The organism is Dictyobacter aurantiacus (genome assembly GCF_003967515.1).
Classification (GTDB): Bacteria; Chloroflexota; Ktedonobacteria; order Ktedonobacterales; family Ktedonobacteraceae; genus Dictyobacter; species Dictyobacter aurantiacus.
In genome coordinates this window covers 4,260,616-4,282,104 of the sequence record NZ_BIFQ01000001.1, presented here as the reverse complement: position 1 = coordinate 4,282,104, position 21,489 = coordinate 4,260,616, and the positions used below count along the sequence as shown (strand labels likewise).

At 54.1% G+C, this 21,489-nt stretch carries 18 protein-coding genes; 13 read left to right on the top strand and 5 right to left on the bottom strand.

Going from position 1 to position 21,489, the window contains the following annotated elements; translation table 11 throughout:
* The first annotated feature begins 3 nt into the window (after nucleotides 1-3).
* From tal to KTT_RS17230, 6 genes are all read left to right on the top strand, one after another.
* Nucleotides 4-1,149 carry a transaldolase gene (gene tal, locus KTT_RS17255; protein WP_126597168.1) on the top strand — a complete coding sequence of 382 codons (1,146 nt, stop codon included), beginning with the start codon at nucleotides 4-6 and terminating at the stop codon, nucleotides 1,147-1,149.
* 590 nt (nucleotides 1,150-1,739) lie between these two features.
* Complete coding sequence (zwf, locus tag KTT_RS17250) at nucleotides 1,740-3,290, top strand: glucose-6-phosphate dehydrogenase (protein ID WP_126597167.1); 1,551 nt, start codon at nucleotides 1,740-1,742, stop codon at nucleotides 3,288-3,290.
* A gap of 90 nt (nucleotides 3,291-3,380) precedes the next feature.
* Nucleotides 3,381-4,637, top strand: a complete 1,257-nt coding sequence (locus tag KTT_RS17245) for a glucose-6-phosphate dehydrogenase assembly protein OpcA (protein ID WP_218030914.1) — start codon at nucleotides 3,381-3,383, stop codon at nucleotides 4,635-4,637.
* A gap of 37 nt (nucleotides 4,638-4,674) precedes the next feature.
* Entirely contained in the window at nucleotides 4,675-5,412 is a 738-nt protein-coding gene (gene pgl / locus KTT_RS17240; protein ID WP_126597165.1) for a 6-phosphogluconolactonase, read from the top strand.
* A 12-nt stretch (nucleotides 5,413-5,424) separates the two neighbouring features.
* The gene (rpe, locus tag KTT_RS17235) at nucleotides 5,425-6,090 is read left to right on the top strand and encodes a ribulose-phosphate 3-epimerase (RefSeq protein WP_126597164.1); all 666 of its coding nucleotides are present in this window, start codon (nucleotides 5,425-5,427) and stop codon (nucleotides 6,088-6,090) included.
* Between the two features lie 110 nt (nucleotides 6,091-6,200).
* Nucleotides 6,201-7,172: a P1 family peptidase gene (locus KTT_RS17230; protein WP_126597163.1), complete on the top strand. Its 972-nt coding sequence runs from the start codon at nucleotides 6,201-6,203 to the stop codon at nucleotides 7,170-7,172.
* A gap of 38 nt (nucleotides 7,173-7,210) precedes the next feature.
* On the opposite strand, the gene KTT_RS17225 is transcribed toward KTT_RS17230, so the two are convergent.
* Both KTT_RS17225 and KTT_RS17220 read right to left on the bottom strand, forming a co-directional pair.
* Complete coding sequence (locus KTT_RS17225) at nucleotides 7,211-7,498, bottom strand: hypothetical protein (RefSeq protein ID WP_126597162.1); 288 nt, start codon at nucleotides 7,496-7,498, stop codon at nucleotides 7,211-7,213.
* Nucleotides 7,499-7,760: 262 nt separating this feature from the next.
* Nucleotides 7,761-8,396: an NUDIX hydrolase gene (locus tag KTT_RS17220; RefSeq protein ID WP_160145937.1), complete on the bottom strand. Its 636-nt coding sequence runs from the start codon at nucleotides 8,394-8,396 to the stop codon at nucleotides 7,761-7,763.
* A 522-nt stretch (nucleotides 8,397-8,918) separates the two neighbouring features.
* On the opposite strand from KTT_RS17220, the gene KTT_RS17215 reads away from it, so the two are divergent.
* The 6 genes from KTT_RS17215 to ispF all read left to right on the top strand — a co-directional run bounded on the left by KTT_RS17215 (nucleotide 8,919) and on the right by ispF (nucleotide 18,351).
* Nucleotides 8,919-10,451 (top strand): 30S ribosomal protein S1, encoded by a 1,533-nt coding sequence (locus tag KTT_RS17215; protein ID WP_126597160.1) that lies wholly within the window; start codon nucleotides 8,919-8,921, stop codon nucleotides 10,449-10,451.
* Nucleotides 10,452-11,241: 790 nt separating this feature from the next.
* Entirely contained in the window at nucleotides 11,242-13,776 is a 2,535-nt protein-coding gene (locus KTT_RS17210) for an ATP-dependent Clp protease ATP-binding subunit (protein ID WP_126597159.1), read from the top strand.
* Nucleotides 13,777-14,012: 236 nt separating this feature from the next.
* Entirely contained in the window at nucleotides 14,013-15,431 is a 1,419-nt protein-coding gene (gene radA, locus KTT_RS17205) for a DNA repair protein RadA (protein WP_126597158.1), read from the top strand.
* Between the two features lie 464 nt (nucleotides 15,432-15,895).
* Nucleotides 15,896-17,092: a PIN/TRAM domain-containing protein gene (locus tag KTT_RS17200; RefSeq protein WP_126597157.1), complete on the top strand. Its 1,197-nt coding sequence runs from the start codon at nucleotides 15,896-15,898 to the stop codon at nucleotides 17,090-17,092.
* Between the two features lie 90 nt (nucleotides 17,093-17,182).
* Entirely contained in the window at nucleotides 17,183-17,875 is a 693-nt protein-coding gene (gene ispD / locus KTT_RS17195; RefSeq protein ID WP_126597156.1) for a 2-C-methyl-D-erythritol 4-phosphate cytidylyltransferase, read from the top strand.
* Nucleotides 17,876-17,877: 2 nt separating this feature from the next.
* Nucleotides 17,878-18,351, top strand: a complete 474-nt coding sequence (ispF, locus tag KTT_RS17190) for a 2-C-methyl-D-erythritol 2,4-cyclodiphosphate synthase (RefSeq protein WP_174844804.1) — start codon at nucleotides 17,878-17,880, stop codon at nucleotides 18,349-18,351.
* 112 nt (nucleotides 18,352-18,463) lie between these two features.
* On the opposite strand, the gene KTT_RS17185 is transcribed toward ispF, so the two are convergent.
* The gene (locus KTT_RS17185) at nucleotides 18,464-18,817 is read right to left on the bottom strand and encodes a 4a-hydroxytetrahydrobiopterin dehydratase (protein ID WP_126597154.1); all 354 of its coding nucleotides are present in this window, start codon (nucleotides 18,815-18,817) and stop codon (nucleotides 18,464-18,466) included.
* 112 nt (nucleotides 18,818-18,929) lie between these two features.
* The gene (locus KTT_RS17180) at nucleotides 18,930-19,244 is read right to left on the bottom strand and encodes a Sec-independent protein translocase subunit TatA/TatB (protein WP_126597153.1); all 315 of its coding nucleotides are present in this window, start codon (nucleotides 19,242-19,244) and stop codon (nucleotides 18,930-18,932) included.
* 556 nt (nucleotides 19,245-19,800) lie between these two features.
* Between KTT_RS17180 and KTT_RS17175 the strand changes: the two genes are divergently transcribed.
* The gene (locus tag KTT_RS17175; RefSeq protein WP_126597152.1) at nucleotides 19,801-20,481 is read left to right on the top strand and encodes a hypothetical protein; all 681 of its coding nucleotides are present in this window, start codon (nucleotides 19,801-19,803) and stop codon (nucleotides 20,479-20,481) included.
* Between the two features lie 101 nt (nucleotides 20,482-20,582).
* On the opposite strand, the gene KTT_RS17170 is transcribed toward KTT_RS17175, so the two are convergent.
* Complete coding sequence (locus KTT_RS17170) at nucleotides 20,583-21,422, bottom strand: purine-nucleoside phosphorylase (RefSeq protein ID WP_126597151.1); 840 nt, start codon at nucleotides 21,420-21,422, stop codon at nucleotides 20,583-20,585.
* Nucleotides 21,423-21,489: the final 67 nt, after the last annotated feature.

Below are 21,489 nucleotides of genomic sequence, written 5' to 3'. Positions count from 1 at the left end.
ACCATGGCAAATCCTTTAACACAATTGCAATCGCAGGGTCAGAGTGTCTGGTATGACAATATCGATCGCGCTCAGCTGGCTTCAGGACAGTTTCAGAAGATGCTGGCCGAAGATGGCGTCGTCGGCGTAACCGCCAACCCGACCATCTTTGAGAAATCCATCAGCTCGGGTCATGCCTATGATGATCAGATCAGTCAGTTGATCAAAGAGGGCAAGAGCACCAATGAGATCTACGAGGCCGTTGTAATCAAGGATATTCGCACCGTAGCCGATCTGCTGCGCCCGATCTACGATCGTACCAATGGATTGGATGGCTATGTGAGCCTGGAGGTCTCTCCTGAGCTGGCTAACGATACCGAGGGCACCATCGCCGAGGCCAAACGCTTCTGGGGCATGGTGGAGCGCCCGAATCTGATGATCAAGATTCCAGCCACCCCGGCGGGTATCCCGGCCATCTACGAGACGCTGCGCAGTGGCATCAACGTCAACGTCACCCTGATCTTCTCACTGGAGTCCTATCGCGACGTCGCCGACGCCTATATTCGCGCCCTTGAGGATCGCAAGAGCCGCAACGAAGACATCAGCAAGATTGCCTCGGTGGCCAGCTTCTTCGTCAGCCGCGTAGATACCCTGGTTGACAAGATGCTCGAAGACAAGATCAAGGCGAGCAGCGATAGCGCCGAGAAAGAAGAGTTGAAGTCGCTGGAAGGAAAAGCCGCGATCGCCAATGCGCGTGTCGTGTACCAGGATTTCAAGCGCATCTTCAATGCACCGCGCTTCGAGTCCCTCAAGCAGGCCGGTGCCCATGTGCAGCGTCCGCTGTGGGCCAGCACCAGCACCAAGAATCCCGCCTACCGCGACGTGCTGTACGCGGAGGAGCTGGTTGGACCCGACACGGTCGACACCATGCCGCTGGAAACCATCGAGAACTTCCGCGACCATGGCCAGGTGCGCCACAGCATTGAGGACGATATTCCCGGAGCCAGGGCTGTACTGGACACTCTGGAGAAAAAGGGTGTCCACTACGCACAGGTCACTCAACAGCTGCAGGACGAGGGCGTACAGAAGTTCGCCGATTCCTTCCATCAGCTGTTCAAAGGGATCGATAGCAAGAAAAATACCATCAAAGAATCCCAGATGGCCGACTAGCCCGATTCGTTTCGATAGTTGTTGTAACATTTACACAACGCCATCATATCTCCATCCCGATTACGCGGAAAACGTAGCGGGATGGAGATATTCCTGAGCGTTCCATATAGCAACAGAATAATCAGTCAGACCTGTCCCCCGCAAACAAACGTCAATGGATGGTGGTAGGATATAGGTATCGAGTCGTATAAATACAGTTTTTATTACGTCGATCCAACGTATCGTTGACGTTGACAAGACTGCAGGGGTAATCGCATGATAAAGTAAGGATGGCGGCCAACAAACAGGCCGGTAACCCGGTTAGCCCCGCTTACATTTGTGATCAGAGTGCATACTATGTAGAACATACTCGTATATCTGAGCCAGGTACCGTTTATGTAGGGAGAAGACTGATTCTCCCGTTAACCTGACGGTCCTATCATGTGTAAGAATAACGCGGCTCTAACGTGAATATGGTATCATGCAAACCGATGGTAGAGGCTTTGTGACCCGTGATAGGTAGCCTCACCCTCACAAATAAACAATAGTTATCACACCTTTAAAAACATGTCATTAGTTGTAAGAAACTAAAAGTCATTAGGAGATTTCACATGCCTCAGCGTAGCGTCGTCGAGGCGCCTAATCCTTTTCGTGAAGGATTACGCATTAAAGAGAGCCTTGAACCCTGTGTTATGGTCATCTTCGGTGCAACAGGCGATCTGACACACCGAAAACTGCTTCCCGCCCTCTATAATCTGGCGCTAGAGCATCCATTACCAGCGGGCTTCTCAGTCGTTGCGTTCGCACGACGGCCTTATACAGACGAAACATTCCGCCAGCAGGCCCTCGAGTCTATTAATCAGTATTCTCGCCAGAAGCCGGTCAACCCCCAGGTGTGGGATAGCTTTGCGTCCGGCATTCATTACCTGCAATCAAACTTTCATGATCCCGAGGGTTACACAAAACTTAATCAGCTCTTGAACAAGCTCGATCAGGAGCGCGGCACAAGCGGGAACCGCATCTTCTACCTGTCCACACCACCCAGCCAGTATCCTGAGATCATTCAAAATCTGGGCGCGGCAGGTCTGAACCGCAACCGTAAGGGTTGGACGCGTATCATTGTTGAAAAGCCATTTGGACACGATCTGGCCACGGCCCGCGAACTGAACCGCCAGATCGGTAGGGTCTTTAAAGAAGAGCAGATCTATCGTATCGACCACTATCTGGGTAAAGAGACCGTACAGAACATCCTGGTCTTCCGCCTGGCTAACGGCATCTTCGAGCCGGTCTGGAACCGTCGCTATGTTGATCATGTTCAAATTACGGTGGCCGAGAATCTGGGTCTGGAAGGGCGCGCGGGCTACTACGAGGAATCGGGTGCCATTCGCGATATGATCCAGAACCACATGCTGCAGCTGCTGACCCTGGTCGCGATGGAACCACCGATCGCCTTCGACGGCAATTCTGTACGCGATGAAAAGGTAAAGGTATTGCACGCCCTGCAGCCATTAGTGGGACGTGACGTACAGAATAACACGATTCGCGCCCAGTATGGTCCGGGCTGGGTCGGTGGCAAACAGGTGCCAGGGTACCTGCAGGAACAGGGAGTCTCGCCCACATCGACAACCGAGACCTATGTTGCGCTAAAGACGTTTATTGACAACTGGCGTTGGGCGGGGGTACCATTTTACTTACGCACCGGCAAACATTTGCCGAAGCGTGTGAGTGAAATCGCTATCCAGTTCAAGCAGCCGCCACTCATGCTGTTCAAGGATCATGACACGCAAGGACAGGTGGAACCCAACGTCCTTACGCTGCGCATCCAACCAGATGAGGGCATTTCGCTCAAATTTGGCGCCAAAGTTCCGGGCACAGATATGCAGATTCGATCGGTCAATATGGACTTTTTCTATGGTTCATCCTTCGTCCGTGAACAGCCAGAGGCTTATGAGCGCCTCTTGCTCGACTCGATGCATGGCGACTCAACGCTCTTCACGCGTCGCGACGAAGTAGAGGCCGCCTGGTCGTTTGTGCAGAACATTTTAGATGAATGGCAGAACGCACCACGCGACACGGTTCATACTTATGAATCCGGTTCGTGGGGTCCGCAGGCCGCTGACGAATTCATCTGGCGTGATGGTCGCCGCTGGCGCCGTCCATAAGAGCGAGAAACGAGCAAGCAAAGAACAGAGATAGCACAATGTCGTCTTTTAGAACAATGAGGTTCAATGATGAAGGGTGTAGGAATGGCAATGGATAACTCCGCAACCCCCGGAAAACAGCTGTCCTGGGCAGGTAAAAAGGTCAACCAGGAACAAGTCGAAGGCGAATTGTCGACCCTCTGGCACCTGGCGTCCGACAACATGCGAATCAGTCAGAATATGAATGTACGCACCAGTGTGCTGAACTTTGTCATCTGCGTGCAGGACATTGAGTCAGCACGCCGGGCTAGCGCCATTTTACGTGATTTATCCAGTACACATATCGCACGGGTTACCCTTTTAATCCTTGATACGCGCAGTGATGCTCCCAGCGAGGTCGCGACCTGGATCACACTGCGTTCCTTCCCCATCATTTCAGATATCATGCGCCATCACTTTGAACAGATTACCGTCTCAGTGAGTGGCGCAGCCATCAAGTATGTAGATAATATTGTACAATCTACATTAAAACCTGATCTCCCCGTGTATTTATGGTGGTTAAATGATCTACCCAAAGACCATGAAATCTTTCATCGCTTGATCAATATCAGTAATCGGGTCCTTATCGATTCGAGCCATTTTTTACAGCCGGAAGAGCAGATTCAGGACGCTTCTGCTATTCTACAGAAGTCGCCACATTGCGCGCTCAGCGACCTTACATGGGGACGTGTGACGCCCTGGCGTGAATTAATTGCTCAGTTCTTTGATATCGCGGAATATCGCCCCTACGTGATGGGCGTCGATTCTATTTTGATCGAGCATACCGTCGCTACCTCCACACAGGCCCTCGATCACCATTCGAACCCAAAGAATCCTATCCGCGCGCTCCTGCTGGCGGCGTGGCTCAAGACGCGCCTGGGCTGGCAGCTGTCGGAAGATCCAGCCGATAAGAACCTTGATCACGAGACAGGGACCTATTCCTGGCATATGTCCGAACGGAATATGGCGAAGGTCGTGACACAGCCACTGACAACCACTGGCGGCAAACGCAACAGCGCGCCACTGGGTGGGATCCGCATCACGATTCGGCCACGGGCACTCGAGAAATCCGCGCCCGGTACCCTATGCATGGTACATATGACCAGCAACATCAACGGGAAACAGGCCACCTTTACGATCCAGCGGGTCGATGACGATGATCATGTACTCACTTCTGTCGAAGTACCTGGAAGCGCACGTCCCCCTCGAACCGTGAATATAGCAGCGACCCATAAAGAAAGCGATCTGCTACACAACGAGTTAGAGATCATGGGGCGCGATCACCTCTACGAAGAGACGTTACATGAGGTGTTCGATTTACTGGCGTAACGACAGGTTTTAGTACAACTTTCTTTTGGAGCATTGTATGGACGTTACCATTTTTTCTGATACTGAGCAGCTCAGCCGTTCAGCGGCCGACTATATTGTGCACACCGCCAGGGAGGCTATTGCGGCCCACGGTCAGTTTACACTGGCCTTATCGGGTGGCTCAACTCCAAAAAAACTCTATGGGCTGCTGGCCAGCGAACCGTATCGCGACCAGATCGACTGGTCCAAGGTCGAGATCTTCTGGAGCGATGAGCGCTGCGTGTCCCCGGACGATCCTGAGAGCAATTATCGCATGGCCAACGAGGTGATGCTGAGCAAACTGCCGATCCCAGCCGAACATATCCATCGCACACCCGCCGATCAATCCGATCGCGATGCCGCCTCTCTCGCCTATACGCAAGAGATGAAGCGTGCATTTGGCACAGATGATGTCCCCCAGTTTGATCTGATCCAGCTGGGCATGGGACCCGAGGGACACACCGCCTCGCTCTTCCCCCATCAAGGATCGCTACGCGAGCAGCAGCGGCTAGTGATGCCTGTCTCAGTTCCCAAGCCACCACCCGACCGCCTGACCTTCACGCCTCGTCTGATCAACGCGGCCAGCCACATTCTGTTCCTGGTAACAGGGGCGGAAAAAGATGAAGCCGTCGCGGCCGTGCTGGAGGGGGAGCAGCAGCCAGATGAATATCCAGCGCAGATTGTACACCCCAGCCGTGGTGAGGTGACATGGATGCTGGATAAGGCCGCGGCCGGGAAACTGCGCAAACAGAAGTAGGAGTTAGATTCCATGGTAGAGATCGTCCCTTCTATTCTGTCCGCGGATTTTACGCGCCTTGGTGAGCAGGTGCGGGATGTAGAGGCGGCCGGAGCGCGCCGCATCCAGATCGACGTGATGGATGGGCACTTCGTGCCCAACATCACCATGGGCCCTATGGTGGTGGAGGCCGTACGCGGCTGCACCAGCGCCATCCTCGAAGCCCATCTGATGATCACCAATCCACAGGAATATATTGAGACGTTCGCGCAGGCGGGCGCGGACGTCATTATCGTGCACCAGGAGGTGTCGCCCCACCTGCATAAAACCTTGAAGCAGATCAAGGCAGCCGGCAAACAGGCCGGGGTGGCCATCAATCCATCCACTCCTGTTTTTATGCTGCAGGATATGCTACCCTTCTGCGACTTGATCCTGATCATGACCATTAACCCGGGCTTTGGGGGACAGCTGTTTATCCCTGAGACGCTGCCCAAGATAGAGACGCTGCACCGCATGTTGCGGCAGCGCGATCTGAAGTGCGATATCGAGGTTGATGGCGGCATCAATGCCGAAACGATTCCACAGGTTGTCCGCGCGGGCGCCAATCTCCTGGTCGCAGGCTCCGCCGTCTACAACAACAAAGAGAGCGTGGCGCAAACAATGGAAAAATTGCGCCACGCCATTCCCGACAACGCATAAACACCGAAAAACAACCCCATAGGTTCGGAGCTCGCCTCCGATGTATGTCCCGTCATCGGGACATACATCGGAGGCGAGCTCCGAAACCATATGGGAGGGGGGACGAAAATATGCATGATGATATTACTGATGTGCCAGGTATCCGCGTGGGGCACGATACAAATCTGGAGGCCGGGACGGGGTGTAGCGTTATCTTATGTGAGCCACCAGCGGTCGGCGGAGTCGATGTACGCGGCGGCGCTCCCGCTACCCGCGAAACTGATCTTTTGCATCCCTTATGTATGGTGGATGAGGTCAACGCGATTCTACTGACCGGGGGCAGCGCCTTTGGTCTGGATGCCGCCAGTGGAGTTGTCCGCTATTTAGATGAACACGGCATTGGCTATGATACCGGAGTCGTACGCGTCCCCATCGTGCCCGGCGCGGCCATCTTTGATCTCCCATTTGGCTCCGCCACCGTGCGCCCCGATCATGCCGCTGGCTATCGCGCCTGCGAGCAGGCTAATAACGGCCCTGTTGAACAGGGAAACGTCGGTGGAGGGACAGGGGCAACCGTCGGCAAGATGCTGGGACCAGCATCAGCCATGAAGGGTGGACTCGGCTCCGCCAGTATGGAACTGCTCGGCGGCATCGTGGTCGGCGCCATCGTCGTGGTCAACGCGTTGGGGGATATTGTCGATCCGCAGACACAGCAGGTCGTGGCCGGCACGCAGAACAGCGCCGGAAAAAGCCCGGACGCGAGCAATCCGTTTGGTAACACCACCATCGCTGTGATCGCCACCAATGCCACGCTCACCAAGACCCAGGTCACCAAGGTGGCCCAGATGGCACACGACGGCCTGGCGCACGTGATCAGACCCGCACATACGATGTTTGACGGCGATACTATATTTGCGCTGGCAACAGGAAGCAGGACATCAGGAATACAGCAAGACAGAGCAACCGCGGCACTACAGGTGAGTACGTTAGGAGCGGCGGCGGCCAACACGCTGGCGCGAGCAATTGTAAAAGCGGTGCGCAGCGCGAGCGACTTGCATGGCGTTCCGGCAGCCAGTTCTTTGTTAGAAAGTCATGAAAAGTAGTAATATTGGTGCAATCAGGCGAACTCCAATCCTGTCTGTTATGGTTGTAGCATTACAAATAACACAATGCCTCCGCCGATCAGCATCAGCAATACACATCCCATAATGACCAGGGCAAACATATAACTACGCGAAGTAGCCAGGATATCTGGTACCACGCTCGTATTGCGGCGTTCAGGTCGTATCGGGAGCTCTCGTTTCGCGGTCAGGGTCTTTAAGCCGCCAGTAGCCAGGTCCCAGGAGTGGGTTGCAAAGTCCAATGGGTGCTCGTGATCCGCTTGCTGAGAGCTTGCCGGGGCCGCCACAGAGGGTGGGTTTGAGGGCATAGCAGGGGAAGACGCCAAAGAAGGTTCGGGCATCGAGTGGGCGGGAGGGATCATTTGTGGCCGGCGAGGCACTGTTCTCCGAGATCGTGCATCAGGACTGGGCAACGTCACAGCTTTTCTCCACTAAGGCACTTGCATACCAACCGCATCAACAAGGGACAGCTTACAACGTACGCACTACAGCATTTTTGTCCGTCTACTCTTAATTGTAGCGATATGACCGATTTTCGCAAGGTAACTATGACTAATGGGGTATTTTTTCTCAGCCGACTGGAGGAGCATCCTCCTGCTTGAGCAGCTCAAAGAGCGACGAGAGAATACGCCCGGTAGCACCCCAGATGCGGTACTGGTCGTAATCATAGAAATACACGGTTCTGGTGCGCCCGTCACGCGTCCACAGCTCGGTATGCGCGATAGCAGGATCCGCCAGCCGTGCCAGGGAGACACAGAGCAGTTCGTCTACCTCGCTCTTCTGCAAAAGCAGCGAGCCTAATCCCTGTGGGAGATATCCAACCACAGGCGTAATCAGATAGTTGCTGACAACGGTAAATACCGGAGGCAGCACACCAAGAGCCTCGACGCGGGCAGGATGCAGGCCAATCTCTTCGTAAGCCTCACGCAGAGCGGTTATCACCATCGAGGTATCGGTCGCATCAACCTTCCCACCGGGAAAGGCGATCTCACCACTATGGGCGCGTAGTGTACTGGCGCGACGAATCAATGCCAGTTGCAGCAGACCATCCTCCACAAAAAATGGAAGAAGCACCGCCGCCAGGCGCGCATGTTGCTGGTGACCCTCGACTCTATCAATAAGCGATCCTGCTTGCTCAACGGGCGTTAAGCGCGTGCGCAACATGCCCATGATCTCTGCAGTATTCGTAAAATCCAACACATCCATACCGTTATTGTAGCACATTTAAAGGGGGCTTGCGCCACTGTGATACAATCTGAGACAGAAAAACAATCGGAGAGATTTGCCAGAAGGTTGAACATTGTCTTGCAATCGGTGAGAGCATTTGGTATAATAGAGAGTATCGAGTGGGGGTATGCTTACATTCAGGCGTCATTATCATATGTATGATGGCGTACTGCCTGCGAGTATCGTTTCGTATCACCGTTCTGTAAAGCAAACAATGGGTTATACAGGTATTCTTAGTGTAACGACGGGAATATCGTAAACCGAAACGATGACCGCCTGAGCACCTCCTCCGATAAGCCCAAGTCCGATGGTACACTCCCCAAGGGTTCCAATGTGCAGAGCAGTCCATCTGTTGTTCTTACTGTTTCAAGGATAGCAGGGTGGCAATGGTCGGTTCGGCATGACTGCACCAGAAAACAGCACTGAAACAAAAAGGGTTGGCATGAGTGTCTATCGTAGACAGGCAAAAACCGTGGATCGAAGGGGGTTAACTACCTATGCATGCTCAAAGAGCACGGCACCCTTTCGACAATGCCAGCGGCAAATCAAAACAGCGGGCGGGTACAGACGATGATCGAAGGAAATGACCTACAAGGGCAAAACAACAGCAACCCCGAAGAGATGGAAGAATTTAACCAGAACGAAATGGCAGCGTTGCTGGCGGAATCGGCGAATCCTATCAGCATTAAGCGAGGCGATGTAGTCGAGGGCGTTATCGTACGTATCGACCAGGACGAAATCCTGGTTGATATCGGTTTGAAGTCAGAAGGCGTCCTTTCAACAAAAGAGCTACCATCCAGTGGCTATGGCTCTTTTAATGAGCTACACCTCAACGACAAAGTTCTGGTCTATGTCATCCAGCCAGAAACATCTGAGGGTCATGCTGTCCTCTCACTGAAGAGGGCCAACACCGAGCGCCAGTGGCGTATCGCGGAAGAGCAGTACAAAAACAACGAACTTCTCAAAGCAAAAGTCATTGATTACAACAAAGGTGGCTTGATCGTTGATGTGGCGGGAATTCGTGGCTTTGTGCCGATCTCCCAAATTTTGAACCTCAAGCGCGAGGAAGTCGCAGCCGGTGGTGAGAACCAGGAGACTGCGGCCAAGCTCCAGGCCATGAAGGACAAAGAGCTGCAGCTGAAGATTATTGAGATCAATCGAGCGCGCAATCGCTTGATCCTCTCGGAGCGCCTGGCGGTCCAGGAATGGCGTCAGCGCCGTCGCGAGGAACTGCTCGATGAGCTGAAGCCCGGCGAAGTGCGCAAGGGTGTAGTAAGCAACCTGGCGAACTTTGGTGCCTTTGTCGACCTTGGTGGCGCAGACGGACTGGTTCATATCAGTCAGCTCGCCTGGAGCCGCGTCAACCATCCGAGCGAAGTGTTGCATGTTGGCCAGGAAGTTGAAGTACAGGTTCTGAGTGTCGATAAAGAGAAAAAGAAGATCGCACTCTCAATCAAACGTGCTGAAGTTGATCCCTGGACAACGGTTGAGCAGCGCTACACACCAGGACAGGTTGTCACCGGTGTCGTAACCAAGATCGCCCCCTTCGGAGCGTTTGCGCGCATCGAAGATGGCATCGAGGGCCTGATCCACCAGTCCGAGCTCACCCCTGGTACAGATCCCAAGACGGTTCTGCACGAGGGCGCACAGCTGCAACTGCGTATCCTGCGCATTGATGCCGAGCGACGCCGACTTGGCCTCAGCCTGCGCCAGGCTGACGAAGTGGATGCCAAAGAGACCGAGACAGAGGTCCCCGCGCAGGAAGAAGCCCAGACTGAAGGTGCTACCGCTGAAGCGAGTGCCGCTCCAGCTGCCGAAACACCAGCTGCTCCCAGCACTCCTTCTCTGGAGTCACTGCCAGCGCTTTCAGACCAGGCTCCATCTAAACGCGAGCGTCGCGAACGCCAGGAGCGCTCCAATGAGGGCGGTCAGGGTCACCGCGATGATGGTGGTGAGCTAACCGCGATGGCTGAGGCCTTCCGTGCAGCCGCTCGCAACCGTTCGGCCAAAGATGAGAATGAATCGGCTGAGTAATCGGTAAGCCGGGGCAAGCCTGGCACCGACGAGTATCACCGATCCTTAGCAGACGTCACTTGTAAGAAGAACCTCCCTGTAATCTTTCTTTCATTGAAAGATCATCGCAGGGAGGTTCTTCTTCATAGAAGGTTTCTTCAGTTGTAGGTGAGTGGTGGCGGCAGCGGCGCGAGTGCGCCGCTGCCGCCACCACTCACCTACAACTGAAGACTTTCCTTTCAGGATATAATAGGCGTTGTGGCAAGCAAGAATGCCTATAGTATTCTTGACGTTGCAAAAAGAGTTGTAGTATGATGAAATGCGCAGTTAACGAAGCGATCACGAGTCCCCTTCTACATTTATAGGCAAAAAGCAAACAAATCGCGAACAGATCGATGATATCCACGCATTTTTGTTGTAGAATAAAGGATAATCAAATCGCATTTTTACCAGTGGAAGTGACGATAGAGGGACAACGATCCTGGCTGATGCACTTCGCTCAGTCGCTCGTTTGTCAGGGCATCAAAGAAGATACGGAGGCACCTAGATAGACAAGGTTTCTTGGCTGTTGGAGCAAATCGTACCTGAACAGATGATCTCGCGACCTCTCCGCTGTGTGCATCTATGCGAATGCAGTGTAGAGGTCGATTGTTTCTCAGTAAGAAGGTTGAGCGTTTATGACAGACGGGAGGCTACAGTTGTTATCCTTGACGCTGTATGATGGGTGTTGTATGATGAATCAAATAGTTTACCTGAGCGACACAGAGGGCTCGGTTCCACCCTCTGCCAATGAAAGGGGGGTGACAAACAGGTGAACGATAGAGACAGATTTGATAAGTTCACAGAGCGGGCCAGAAAAGTTCTGAGCCTGGCACAGGAGGAAGCCCAGCGCTTCCAACACAATTACATTGGTACAGAACACCTGCTCCTCGGCCTCGTGCGTGAGGGTGAAGGCGTTGCTGCGAAAGTACTAGCAAATCTCGGTGTCGAACTAAACAAGGTTCGAAGTGCCGTTGAATTTATTATTGGTCGTGGCGACCGCATCGTTCTGGGCGAAATTGGCCTGACGCCACGTGCCAAAAAGGTTATCGAGCTCGCAGTTGATGAAGCTCGCCGCCTGAATCATCATTATATTGGGACGGAACACCTCTTGCTGGGTCTGGTCCGTGAGGGTGAAGGTATCGCAGCAGGCGTCCTTGAGAGCCTGGGCGTAAACCTGGAGAAAGTGCGTACGCAAACCATTCAGGTGCTCAGCCAGTCTGGCACCCCACATGAGCGCGACGCCAAACATTCAAAGACCCCCACAATCGATCAGATGGGCATTGATCTGACGGCAGCTGCTCGCGCAGGTACACTCGACCCCGTCATTGGACGTCATCAAGAAATTGAACGCGTCATTCAGATTCTTTCCCGACGTAACAAGAATAATCCGGCTCTCATCGGTGAACCCGGTGTCGGTAAAACAGCGATCGTTGAAGGTCTGGCACAGCGCCTGATCTCCGGCGAGGTTCCAGAAACACTGGCTGGCAAGCGTCTGCTCACGCTGGACGTTGGCTCCCTGGTCGCTGGCACCAAGTACCGTGGTGAGTTTGAAGAGCGCCTGAAGAAAATTATAGAAGAGATTCGCAATAGCCGCGATTGTATCATCTTTATCGATGAGGTTCATACCCTGGTGGGTGCGGGCGCCGCTGAAGGGGCTGTAGATGCAGCCAATATCCTGAAGCCTGCCCTGGCTCGAGGCGAATTGCAATGTATCGGTGCAACAACCCTCGATGAATATCGCAAGTATATCGAGCGCGATGCCGCACTGCAACGCCGCTTCCAGGAAGTGATTGTCCGTGAGCCTTCCGTTGACGAGACCGTTGAGATTCTCAAGGGTATTCGTGAACGCTATGAGCAGCACCATCGCCTGATCATCACAGACGAGGCGCTCAAGGCCGCGACCGATATGGCCAGCCGCTATATCACCGATCGCTTCATGCCCGATAAGGCTATCGACCTGATTGACGAGGCGGCGAGCCGCGTGCGCATGCAGAACTCCCTGGCTCCTCTGAACTTGAAAGAGGCCATGAAGGGTCTGGAGTCCGTCCTGCGTGAGAAAGAAGCGGCGATCCAACAGCAAGAATACGAACTGGCAGCGGAACTGCGGGACCGCGAGGTGAAGTTGCGAGATCGTATCGCCAAACTTGAGTCTGGCTGGCATAAAGAGCGTGGGAATGAGAAACCAACGGTTGGCGAAGAGGAGATTGCTCAGATCGTCTCGATGTGGACCGGTATTCCCGTGATGCGTATCGCTCAGGAAGAGTCACAGCGACTCTTGCAAATGGAAGATGCGCTGCACGCTCGTGTGATCGGTCAGAATGAGGCAATCGAGAAGATTGCGCGCGCTGTACGCCGCGCTCGTGCCGGCCTGAAAGATCCAAAGCGTCCAATCGGTTCGTTTATCTTTATGGGCCCCACCGGTGTTGGTAAAACAGAGCTGGCCAAGACGCTGGCCGAGTTTATGTTCGGTAGCGAAGAGTCCTTGATCAAAATTGACATGTCAGAGTTCATGGAGCGTCACGCGGCCGCGCGTCTCGTCGGTGCCCCCCCCGGATATGTTGGTTATGAAGAGGGCGGCCAGTTGACCGAGGCGGTACGTCGCAAATCGTACAGCGTCATCCTGCTGGACGAGATTGAGAAAGCTCACCCGGACGTCTTCAATATGCTGCTCCAGATTCTGGAAGATGGTAAGTTGACAGACGCCAAGGGCCGCACGGTGGACTTCCGCAACACCATTATTATCATGACATCAAACGTCGGCGCCCAGCTCCTGAACAAGGAGGCTCAGATCGGCTTTAAGCAGTCGAAAGATAAGCAGAAGGCCAATCAGGCAGACTATGATGCGATGAAGAATAAGGTGCTCGGTGAATTGAAGAACACCTTCAAGCCTGAGTTCCTCAACCGTATCGATGAGGTGATCGTCTTCCATTCCCTGCGGATGGAGGAGATGTACTCGATCGTCGACCTGTTGCTGAACCGTGTTCGCGCACAGCTCACCGAACAGCAGATCGAACTGGTGGTTCCACAGAACGCCAAGGACTTCCTGATCGACAAGGGCTTCGACGCGCAGTATGGTGCCCGTCCATTACGCCGCACTATCCAGCGCATGGTTGAAGATCCGTTGGCGGAAGGCTTGCTGCAAGGCAAGTTCCATCCCGGCGATCTGGTAGAGGCGAGCATCGTTGATGACGATCTTGCCTTGCAGGTACGCAACCGCATTGAGCAGTTGCCACCACCCGCATCAGCTACCCCGGAAGCAGCCCTCTCGGCTGGTGGCGAAGGTAGCACGAATACCGAAAGCTAATCACAACTGAGGGGACGTGATATCTGTCACGTCCCCTTTTCTTCATCCTCTCTTTTCTTGATGCATGATCGAATAGGGAGGAAATCGGGCGCAAGGCCCGAACCTAAATCGGGCGCAAGGCCCGAACCTACGATCTTATTTCTTATCACGTAGCTAAAAAGATTCCATTCACAGGCAAGCATATACTCACGCGGCGACTCCAATATCCTGGATTATCCTAGATTGCAGATTCTTACATGGCAAAAATTCGCACAAAATACATCTGTCAGCAATGTGGTGGGGAACATAGTAAATGGATGGGGAAGTGTCCCGATTGTGGGGCATGGAATACGTTAGAGGAAGTGGTGGATGTTCCGCAGAGTCCCGCTCAGCAGCGGCGGCAGAACATCATGGCCGCATCTCCCGCCTCTAGCAACCACCATCCTCATACCCCTATCGTTCTGCCGCATATTAAGCCACTGGTACAGGAGCGCATCTCGGTAGGCTATCCTGAAATGGATCGTGTGCTGGGTGGCGGCCTGGTCGCTGGCTCGCTCATCCTGGTTGGCGGCGAACCGGGCATCGGCAAATCGACACTGCTGCTGCAAATATCGGGCGAGATCGCGAAAAACGTTGGTCCGGTGCTCTATGTGTCGGGTGAGGAGTCCATTGAGCAGATTAAGATGCGGGCCGAGCGCCTGGATATCGTTGGCGAGCAGCTCTATCTGCTGGCCGCTATTGAGCTGGATCTGATCGTGGAGTCGGTCAACCGGGTGAAGCCGGCTATGGTGATTGTAGATTCGATTCAGACGGTGCTGGCCAGTCATCTGACGGCGGCCCCGGGCAGTATCAGCCAGGTGCGTGAGTGTACCCTGCAGCTGATGCAGCTGGCCAAGACATCACAGATCCCGATTCTGGTGATTGGACACGTCACGAAAGAAGGTACGGTGGCGGGCCCCAAGGCGCTGGAGCATATCGTGGATGCCGTGTTGTACCTTGAGGGAGAACGCTATCATTCGTATCGGCTGCTGCGCGGCGTCAAAAATCGTTTCGGCGCCACCCATGAGATCGGCGTCTTTGAGATGCATGGCGAGGGTCTGGTCGAGGTCACCAATCCATCGGCCGTCTTCCTGTCGGATCGCACGTCTAACGCGAGCGGATCGGCGGTGGTAGTCAGCATGGAGGGGACGCGTCCCCTGCTGGTCGAGGTCCAGGCCCTGGTTACACCCAGCAATTTCGGTACTCCACGCAGTACGGCCAATGGCATCGATCATAATCGCCTGGTGATGCTGATGGCGGTTCTTACCAAGCGCGTCGGACTGGCAGTGGGTGGGCATGATGTGTATGCCAACGTCGTGGGTGGCTTCAACATTGAGGAGCCATCAATCGACCTGGGGGTCGCGGCGGCGATCGCTTCCAGCTATCGTGAGAAACTGATTCCGGCCGACATGGCCTTGATCGGTGAGATAGGACTCTCGGGCGAACTACGGTCCGTCAGCCGCCTGTCATTGCGCGTACGCGAGGCTGCCAAACTGGGCTTTAAGCGCTGCCTGATTCCGTCGGCGGGCCAGGGCAATAAGCTGCGCAATGAAATAGCTGAAACATATCCGGCTGAGGACTTCAGAGTCATTACGGCCAGTACATTAGCCGTGGCACTCGAGATCGCACTTCATTAAAAACAGCAAAGGAGGCAGAATTTCTGGCAGCATGTATCTGCATTACAAGCAGCATACGCAATACCACTGAGAAGTCTCTTGCTTCCAGCTAGAAAACAGTGTATACTGCATATTCAGCGAACCTTACATACATAGCGTGTATTGTCGTTCAGATTACCTCAATAGAAAGCAAATACACTTTCTGCTATGTACTATAATAAAAACATATAGAAGCAATGGCTATCGAGTGCAAGATTTTGCCATGCTAGCAACAAATTTGTTCGCCGGTTCGTATATCTTTTAAAGGTTGTTTGCTCAAACAGGCACGTGGTTTTTTTGGACAGCAGGCCAGGGCTACATTTATCTGGAATTATTATTCATTTTTCTTTTCTTCTTATCAGACCTGCCAACCGAACAAAGAAGCGGCGTTGACCTCTTGAGCTTAGAAAGAGCACGTCTAAGTGCCTCGCTTGGAGGATGCAGGGATGTCAGTAAATACCGTTACCCGCATCATAGGAGCACTGGTCGCCATAGGTGCAGCGATCAGTATCTCGTTGTATAGAGCTACAACATTGGCTCCTCTACCCCTTCCTGTACCATGGGTAATCGCTATTATCGCGGCCGTCAGCGCGATCGCGGCCTTTATCATCACCCCGTATATTACCGTGATTCCATTCCAATGGGTCAGCCATAAGATTCGCGCGGCTTCGGCCAGTGACCTGGTTTCCGCCGCGATTGGATTGGCTATCGGACTTATCCTTGCTGTTTTATTAGCAATCCCTTTACAGTACCTCCCCTTTGGGCTGGGGCAGATTACGCCGTTCCTGGGCGCGGTCATCTTTGGCTATATCGGACTAACCACAGCGGTCCTGCGTAAGAGTGATATCGCTCACCTCTTCCAGTCAACGATAGCTCGCCGCCGTGAGCGCGATCGTGACCGTGACCGCGAAGAGGACCGCGAGCGCGGCAAGAAACGCGAATCTGAGAAAGAAGCAGTTGTCCCACCTGTTGCTCCATCAATGCAGATCTTGCTGGACACCAGCACGATCATCGATGGTCGCATCGCTGATATCAGCCAGACGGGCTTTATCATTGGCACGCTGGTCGTCCCCCGCTTCGTCCTCAATGAGTTGCAGCGCATCGCCGATTCGGCCGATACGATGCGGCGCAATCGTGGACGCCGTGGCCTGGAGATCCTGAACCGCTTGCAAAAGGATGCAACAGTGCCGATAGAGATCGTCGATACCGACGTTGAAGGGATCGCCGATGTAGATGGCAAGCTGGTGAAGATCGCCCGCGATCAGCATTGTCCGATCATCACCAATGACTTTAACCTTAATCGCGTCGCCGAGCTACAGGGCGTCAAGGTGCTCAACATCAATGAGCTGGCCAATGCCATCAAACCGGTCCTCTTGCCAGGAGAAGATATTCATATTAAAATCATGCAGGACGGTAAGGAACTCGGACAGGGGGTTGGCTACCTGGATGATGGAACCATGATCGTGGTTGAAAATGGACGGCAGTTCATGGGGACGATGGTTGAGGTGACGGTGACACGCGTGCTGCAAACGGTCGCGGGTCGCATGATCTTCGCCCATCCGAAACAGCAAGCCAATGCCAGTAGCGCCGCTACCAGCGCCGCGATTGCGCCGCAATCGTCCTTGAAGCAAAGGCAAGCATAAATCCAAATGATCTCACAAGAGCACCCTTTGCGGTGCTCTTTATTTTTTATGTAGAGGGAGAACAGGTAGCTACCTACCTCCATACATATCATGCAAGAAAAATCATCTGTCATTATCGTGGCCGCGGGAGCCAGCCGGCGCATGGGCAGGGATAAGCTCTGGATTCCCCTGGCGGGGCGCGTGACGCTCGCGCGCACCATCGATGCGTTCCAACACTCTTCCCAGATCGATAATATCGTGCTGGTGGTCAGCGCCGAACGGCTGGCGGAAACGCAGGATCTTTGCCGGCAAGAGGCATGGAGTAAGATCCGTGCCGTCGTCCCCGGCGGTGCCCGCAGACAAGATTCGGTCTGTCAGGGACTGGATACCCTGGCAAGGCTGCAGCCAGACTGTCGCTGGGTGATGATCCACGATGGCGCGCGTCCGTTTGTTACGGCCAGCATCATTGAGGCCGGTCTGCTGGCGGCTCAGGAACATCAGGCGGCCATCGCCGCCGTGCCGGTCAAGGATACCATTAAACAGGTGCGCGACGGCAAGATACTGGATACGCCGGATCGATCGTTGCTCTGGACCGTTCAGACGCCGCAGGTGTTCTCTTTCCCACTGATCCACCAGGCGCACCACTCGCCGCTGGCCAGCGATGACGCCACCGATGATGCCTTGCTCTTAGAGCGGCTCGGTCATCAGGTAGCGATCTTCCCTGGCTCCTATACGAATATCAAAATCACCACTCAGGAAGACCTGCTCTTCGCTGAGGCATGTATCAAAGGACAGGTAGAATGACTATACGCATTGGTTCTGGTTATGATGTCCATGCATTTACCGAGGGACGCCCGCTGGTGCTGGGCGGAGTGACCATCCCTCATGACTATGGCCTGGCCGGCCACTCTGACGCCGATGCGGTCATTCACGCCATCGTCGATGCCCTGCTGGGCGCGGCCGCCCTGGGCGACATCGGCCAGCACTTCCCATCCAAAGATCCCCGCTGGAAGGATCAACCCAGCACGGTCTTTCTGACCTATACCGTTGATCTGCTACGCCAGCACCACTGGACCATCGGGAACGTGGACGCCACCATCGTCGCCGAACAGCCCAGACTCTCCCCCCATGTCCAGGCCATGCGCGAACACCTGGCGCAACACCTCCAGCTCTCCATCGACCAGATCAGCGTCAAATCCAAAACCACCGATGGCCTCGGCTTCGCCGGTCGCCGCGAAGGCATCGCCTGCTACGCCGTCGCCCTCCTCGAACAGGCCTGATCATTAAACATCATTCATGTTAACAGTAGAGAAGCGGGAGGGGCGCAATTGCGCCCCTCCCGCTTCTCTACTGTTAACAAAAAGTGGGGGCGCCTGCGCTCCCCGGACCAGATCACATCGCCGCAAAATCTTTATAGATCTCATCAGTCTTGGCCGCCATGATAAAATCATTGCGGTGCAGGCCATGAATCTTATGGGTCCACCAGGCCACGCCAACCGAGCCCCACTCGGTCAGAAGAGCGGGATGATGCCCTTCATCCTCCGCCAGGCGACCAACCTTCTGTGTAAAGGAGAGCGCCGAGATGAAATCTTTGAATTTAAACACGCGCTCCAGACGCTTGACCCCGTCGTGCTCCATAATGATCCAACCGGGCACCTGCTTCTGATAGTTCGCGGCTTCCTCATCGGTCACTTTAGGCGCACCGGCATGGCACACCTCGCACTTCTGCTGCGTCAATTCTTCCATAACCTACCCACCTTTGATGTAAAGACTAAAAAGGCTGCGACCAAACAGCTCTGGTTCGGTTCGCATGTTTATGGCTAGCGGCGAGATACCAGTGAAGGCTGAGAGATGCTACTTAGTTTTCTTGACCCGGAACTGTTTTTGCCTCTGTGCTCGCGACTGCATCGGTCTTCGTCGCGGGGGTCTTTTCTTTTTTCTCATCCGGGGTCATCAACATCTGGGCCGCGTGGGCCGGGGAGGTGGGAACCTTGTTCAGGGTCTCGCGCAACTTCGCGATATCATCGGCCGGCACATGAGACATAAATTTATCTTTAGCATTTTTGACCTCGCCGGTCGTTTTGCCCGCGTTACGCGCCAGCGATTGTAGTGTTTTAGGACCGAATATGGCCAGCGCAACGCCAATAACTATCAGCAATTCCCAGATATGCATCCTCGTACTCCTTCACCAGTGGCATCTATGCCAGCAGCTTTGTTACTACTACACCAACACTGCTATTTTACCACAGGGCCGGAGTTCATTGTGCGCTCCATTAACGGACACACACAAATATGGGCATTCGGTCGCCACGCATCCCCAAAAAAGATGCCGGATACGGTTCTTTAAGACAGAGAGTAAACTGAAGGATAGTATGAGCGGCCTGCGGTTCGCCAGATCAGGCCAATCGCTGTAAGGCGGCCGCCAGAGCCATCCCAAGGAATACCACGCTCAGGTACTTTCCCCACCTACAAGCTGAGTGTGCTGATCACGTCCCCCCAGAACGATGATCAGTCTCCTTCCCTTTTTATGGCGATCAAAAAGATCAGGACATTTCTACCATACGGGTAGTCAGATTCCGCAGCAATCGACTATTATGATGTAAAGAATAGAAAAACATGTACCAATTTAGGCTATCCATCTTCAGGCATTGTCAACAGATAAACGCTGGCATGATATGATGGAAGTAACAAGCCAGAAAAAAAAAGACGAAGTAGAGAGTTTTGACGGAATGCAACAATCATTAAAATCACAGAAACCAGGCGGCGGTAACTCACAGGTCCAAACAATCATGATTACGGCGATTACGTTGTTCGCTCTCTCAGGGGCGATTCTGGGCTTCGCCGTGGGGGCCTTTACCCATCCGCGCACCGTCCAGCAGATCATCAATACATCGGGAGGCGACAAAAAAACCACCCCCGTTGTCGTCGCGAAAACCCCCTCCCCCATCACGACCGCGGTAACAACCCAGGCCATCCCGCAGGGCTGCCCGGGAATAGGAACAACCTATGGCATAGATGGCACCATCACCCTCACCCTCGCTGCCAAACAAAAGGTACAGGGAAGTTGTAATCCCGTCAACGAACCTGATCTAACAAGCAATGGCATCACCTGCCGCATCTTCCTGGCCAAGGCCAAAGGAGTGGCGCCAGAAATTGATGGTACGGATATAGCCTTGTTCAAAGATACTAACAACTATGGTGGGACCTTTCCACATGAGATCAACCCTGGCCTGGTTGTGGTTAACGGGGGATCACTCACCCAGCCTTGCATGCAAGGGAAAGCTACCTGGACACTCAAACTAGCGGACACCTTAAATAAGGGAAAATACTATATCGTCGGCCTGACAGGCAATAGCCCTTTCTATAACTATAGCTGGTCGACGCAGTTAAACGTGACAGGGCAGAAATAAAGCAGCTATTTCAATACAAGCATTCCGCAAGCAAAAAAAGAAGAGCGCACCTGATACAACAGGCCAGCTCTTCTTTTCTGTTTGCATCGCGTATCTTCAATTTAAGCGGGAGCACCCAGGCGCTCTACGATGCCCATGACGAGGCTGGCGAACTTGTTGCGTACGGCGTCGGCGGTGGAGAGCACTTCGGCGTGGTTGACTTCGGTGGTCTCGCTGCCGGTGGCGCTATTGGTGATCAGGCTGATGCCGAGGACGCGCATGCCGACCTGGCGAGCGACCACCACTTCGGGCGCGGTCGACATGCCGACGGCATCGGTCCCGATGGTGCGCAGGAAGGCCAGTTCAGCTGGCGTCTCATAGCTGGGTCCCCCGACCATGGTGTAGACCCCTTCGTGCAGCGTGATCTCGGAATGGCGCGCGGCCACCTCGCGCGCTAGCGCACGTAGCTTAGCGTCATAGGCTTTGCCGACGGCCGGGAAGCGCTCACCCAGGCGCTCGTCGTGGGGTCCCACCAGGGGATTGTTCCCGGCCAGGCCCGGCATATAGATATGGTCGCGCAGCAGCATAAAATCACCGGGACGGTAATCTGGATTGACACCCCCGGCGGCGTTGCTGACGATCAGCGTCTCGGCGCCCAGCAGGCGCATCACACGCACGGGCAGCGTAGTCAGATGGACCGCGTGCCCCTCGTAGAAATGGAAGCGTCCCTGCATGGCTACTACGGGCACGCCAGACAGGGTCCCTATCAACAAACGACCGGCATGTCCAATCACCGTCGACTGTGGAAAATGCGGAATCTCGCCATATGGGATGGCCACGGTATCGCGCATCTCAGTAACCAGGTCCCCCAGACCAGAACCCAGAATGATCGCCAGCGCGGGTTTCGTCTCCGTATGTTGCTGGATCGCCTGCGTGGCCTCCATTGCTTGCTCGTAAAGCATATATCTCTCTGTACCTCCTCATTCAATTTACTGGGATGGCTACAGAATAGCACACAGAAAGAAGAAA

What these genes read in the sequence shown, in the direction of transcription:
- tal (WP_126597168.1), top strand. Translation starts at nt 4, where the DNA reads ATGGCAAATCCTTTAACACAATTGCAATCGCAGGGTCAGAGTGTCTGG.
- zwf (WP_126597167.1), top strand. Translation starts at nt 1,740, where the DNA reads ATGCCTCAGCGTAGCGTCGTCGAGGCGCCTAATCCTTTTCGTGAAGGA.
- KTT_RS17245 (WP_218030914.1), top strand. Translation starts at nt 3,381, where the DNA reads ATGGATAACTCCGCAACCCCCGGAAAACAGCTGTCCTGGGCAGGTAAA.
- pgl (WP_126597165.1), top strand. Translation starts at nt 4,675, where the DNA reads ATGGACGTTACCATTTTTTCTGATACTGAGCAGCTCAGCCGTTCAGCG.
- rpe (WP_126597164.1), top strand. Translation starts at nt 5,425, where the DNA reads ATGGTAGAGATCGTCCCTTCTATTCTGTCCGCGGATTTTACGCGCCTT.
- KTT_RS17230 (WP_126597163.1), top strand. Translation starts at nt 6,201, where the DNA reads ATGCATGATGATATTACTGATGTGCCAGGTATCCGCGTGGGGCACGAT.
- KTT_RS17225 (WP_126597162.1), bottom strand. Translation starts at nt 7,498, where the DNA reads ATGCCCTCAAACCCACCCTCTGTGGCGGCCCCGGCAAGCTCTCAGCAA.
- KTT_RS17220 (WP_160145937.1), bottom strand. Translation starts at nt 8,396, where the DNA reads ATGGATGTGTTGGATTTTACGAATACTGCAGAGATCATGGGCATGTTG.
- KTT_RS17215 (WP_126597160.1), top strand. Translation starts at nt 8,919, where the DNA reads ATGCTCAAAGAGCACGGCACCCTTTCGACAATGCCAGCGGCAAATCAA.
- radA (WP_126597158.1), top strand. Translation starts at nt 14,013, where the DNA reads ATGGCAAAAATTCGCACAAAATACATCTGTCAGCAATGTGGTGGGGAA.
- KTT_RS17200 (WP_126597157.1), top strand. Translation starts at nt 15,896, where the DNA reads ATGTCAGTAAATACCGTTACCCGCATCATAGGAGCACTGGTCGCCATA.
- ispD (WP_126597156.1), top strand. Translation starts at nt 17,183, where the DNA reads ATGCAAGAAAAATCATCTGTCATTATCGTGGCCGCGGGAGCCAGCCGG.
- KTT_RS17185 (WP_126597154.1), bottom strand. Translation starts at nt 18,817, where the DNA reads ATGGAAGAATTGACGCAGCAGAAGTGCGAGGTGTGCCATGCCGGTGCG.
- KTT_RS17180 (WP_126597153.1), bottom strand. Translation starts at nt 19,244, where the DNA reads ATGCATATCTGGGAATTGCTGATAGTTATTGGCGTTGCGCTGGCCATA.
- KTT_RS17175 (WP_126597152.1), top strand. Translation starts at nt 19,801, where the DNA reads ATGCAACAATCATTAAAATCACAGAAACCAGGCGGCGGTAACTCACAG.
- KTT_RS17170 (WP_126597151.1), bottom strand. Translation starts at nt 21,422, where the DNA reads ATGCTTTACGAGCAAGCAATGGAGGCCACGCAGGCGATCCAGCAACAT.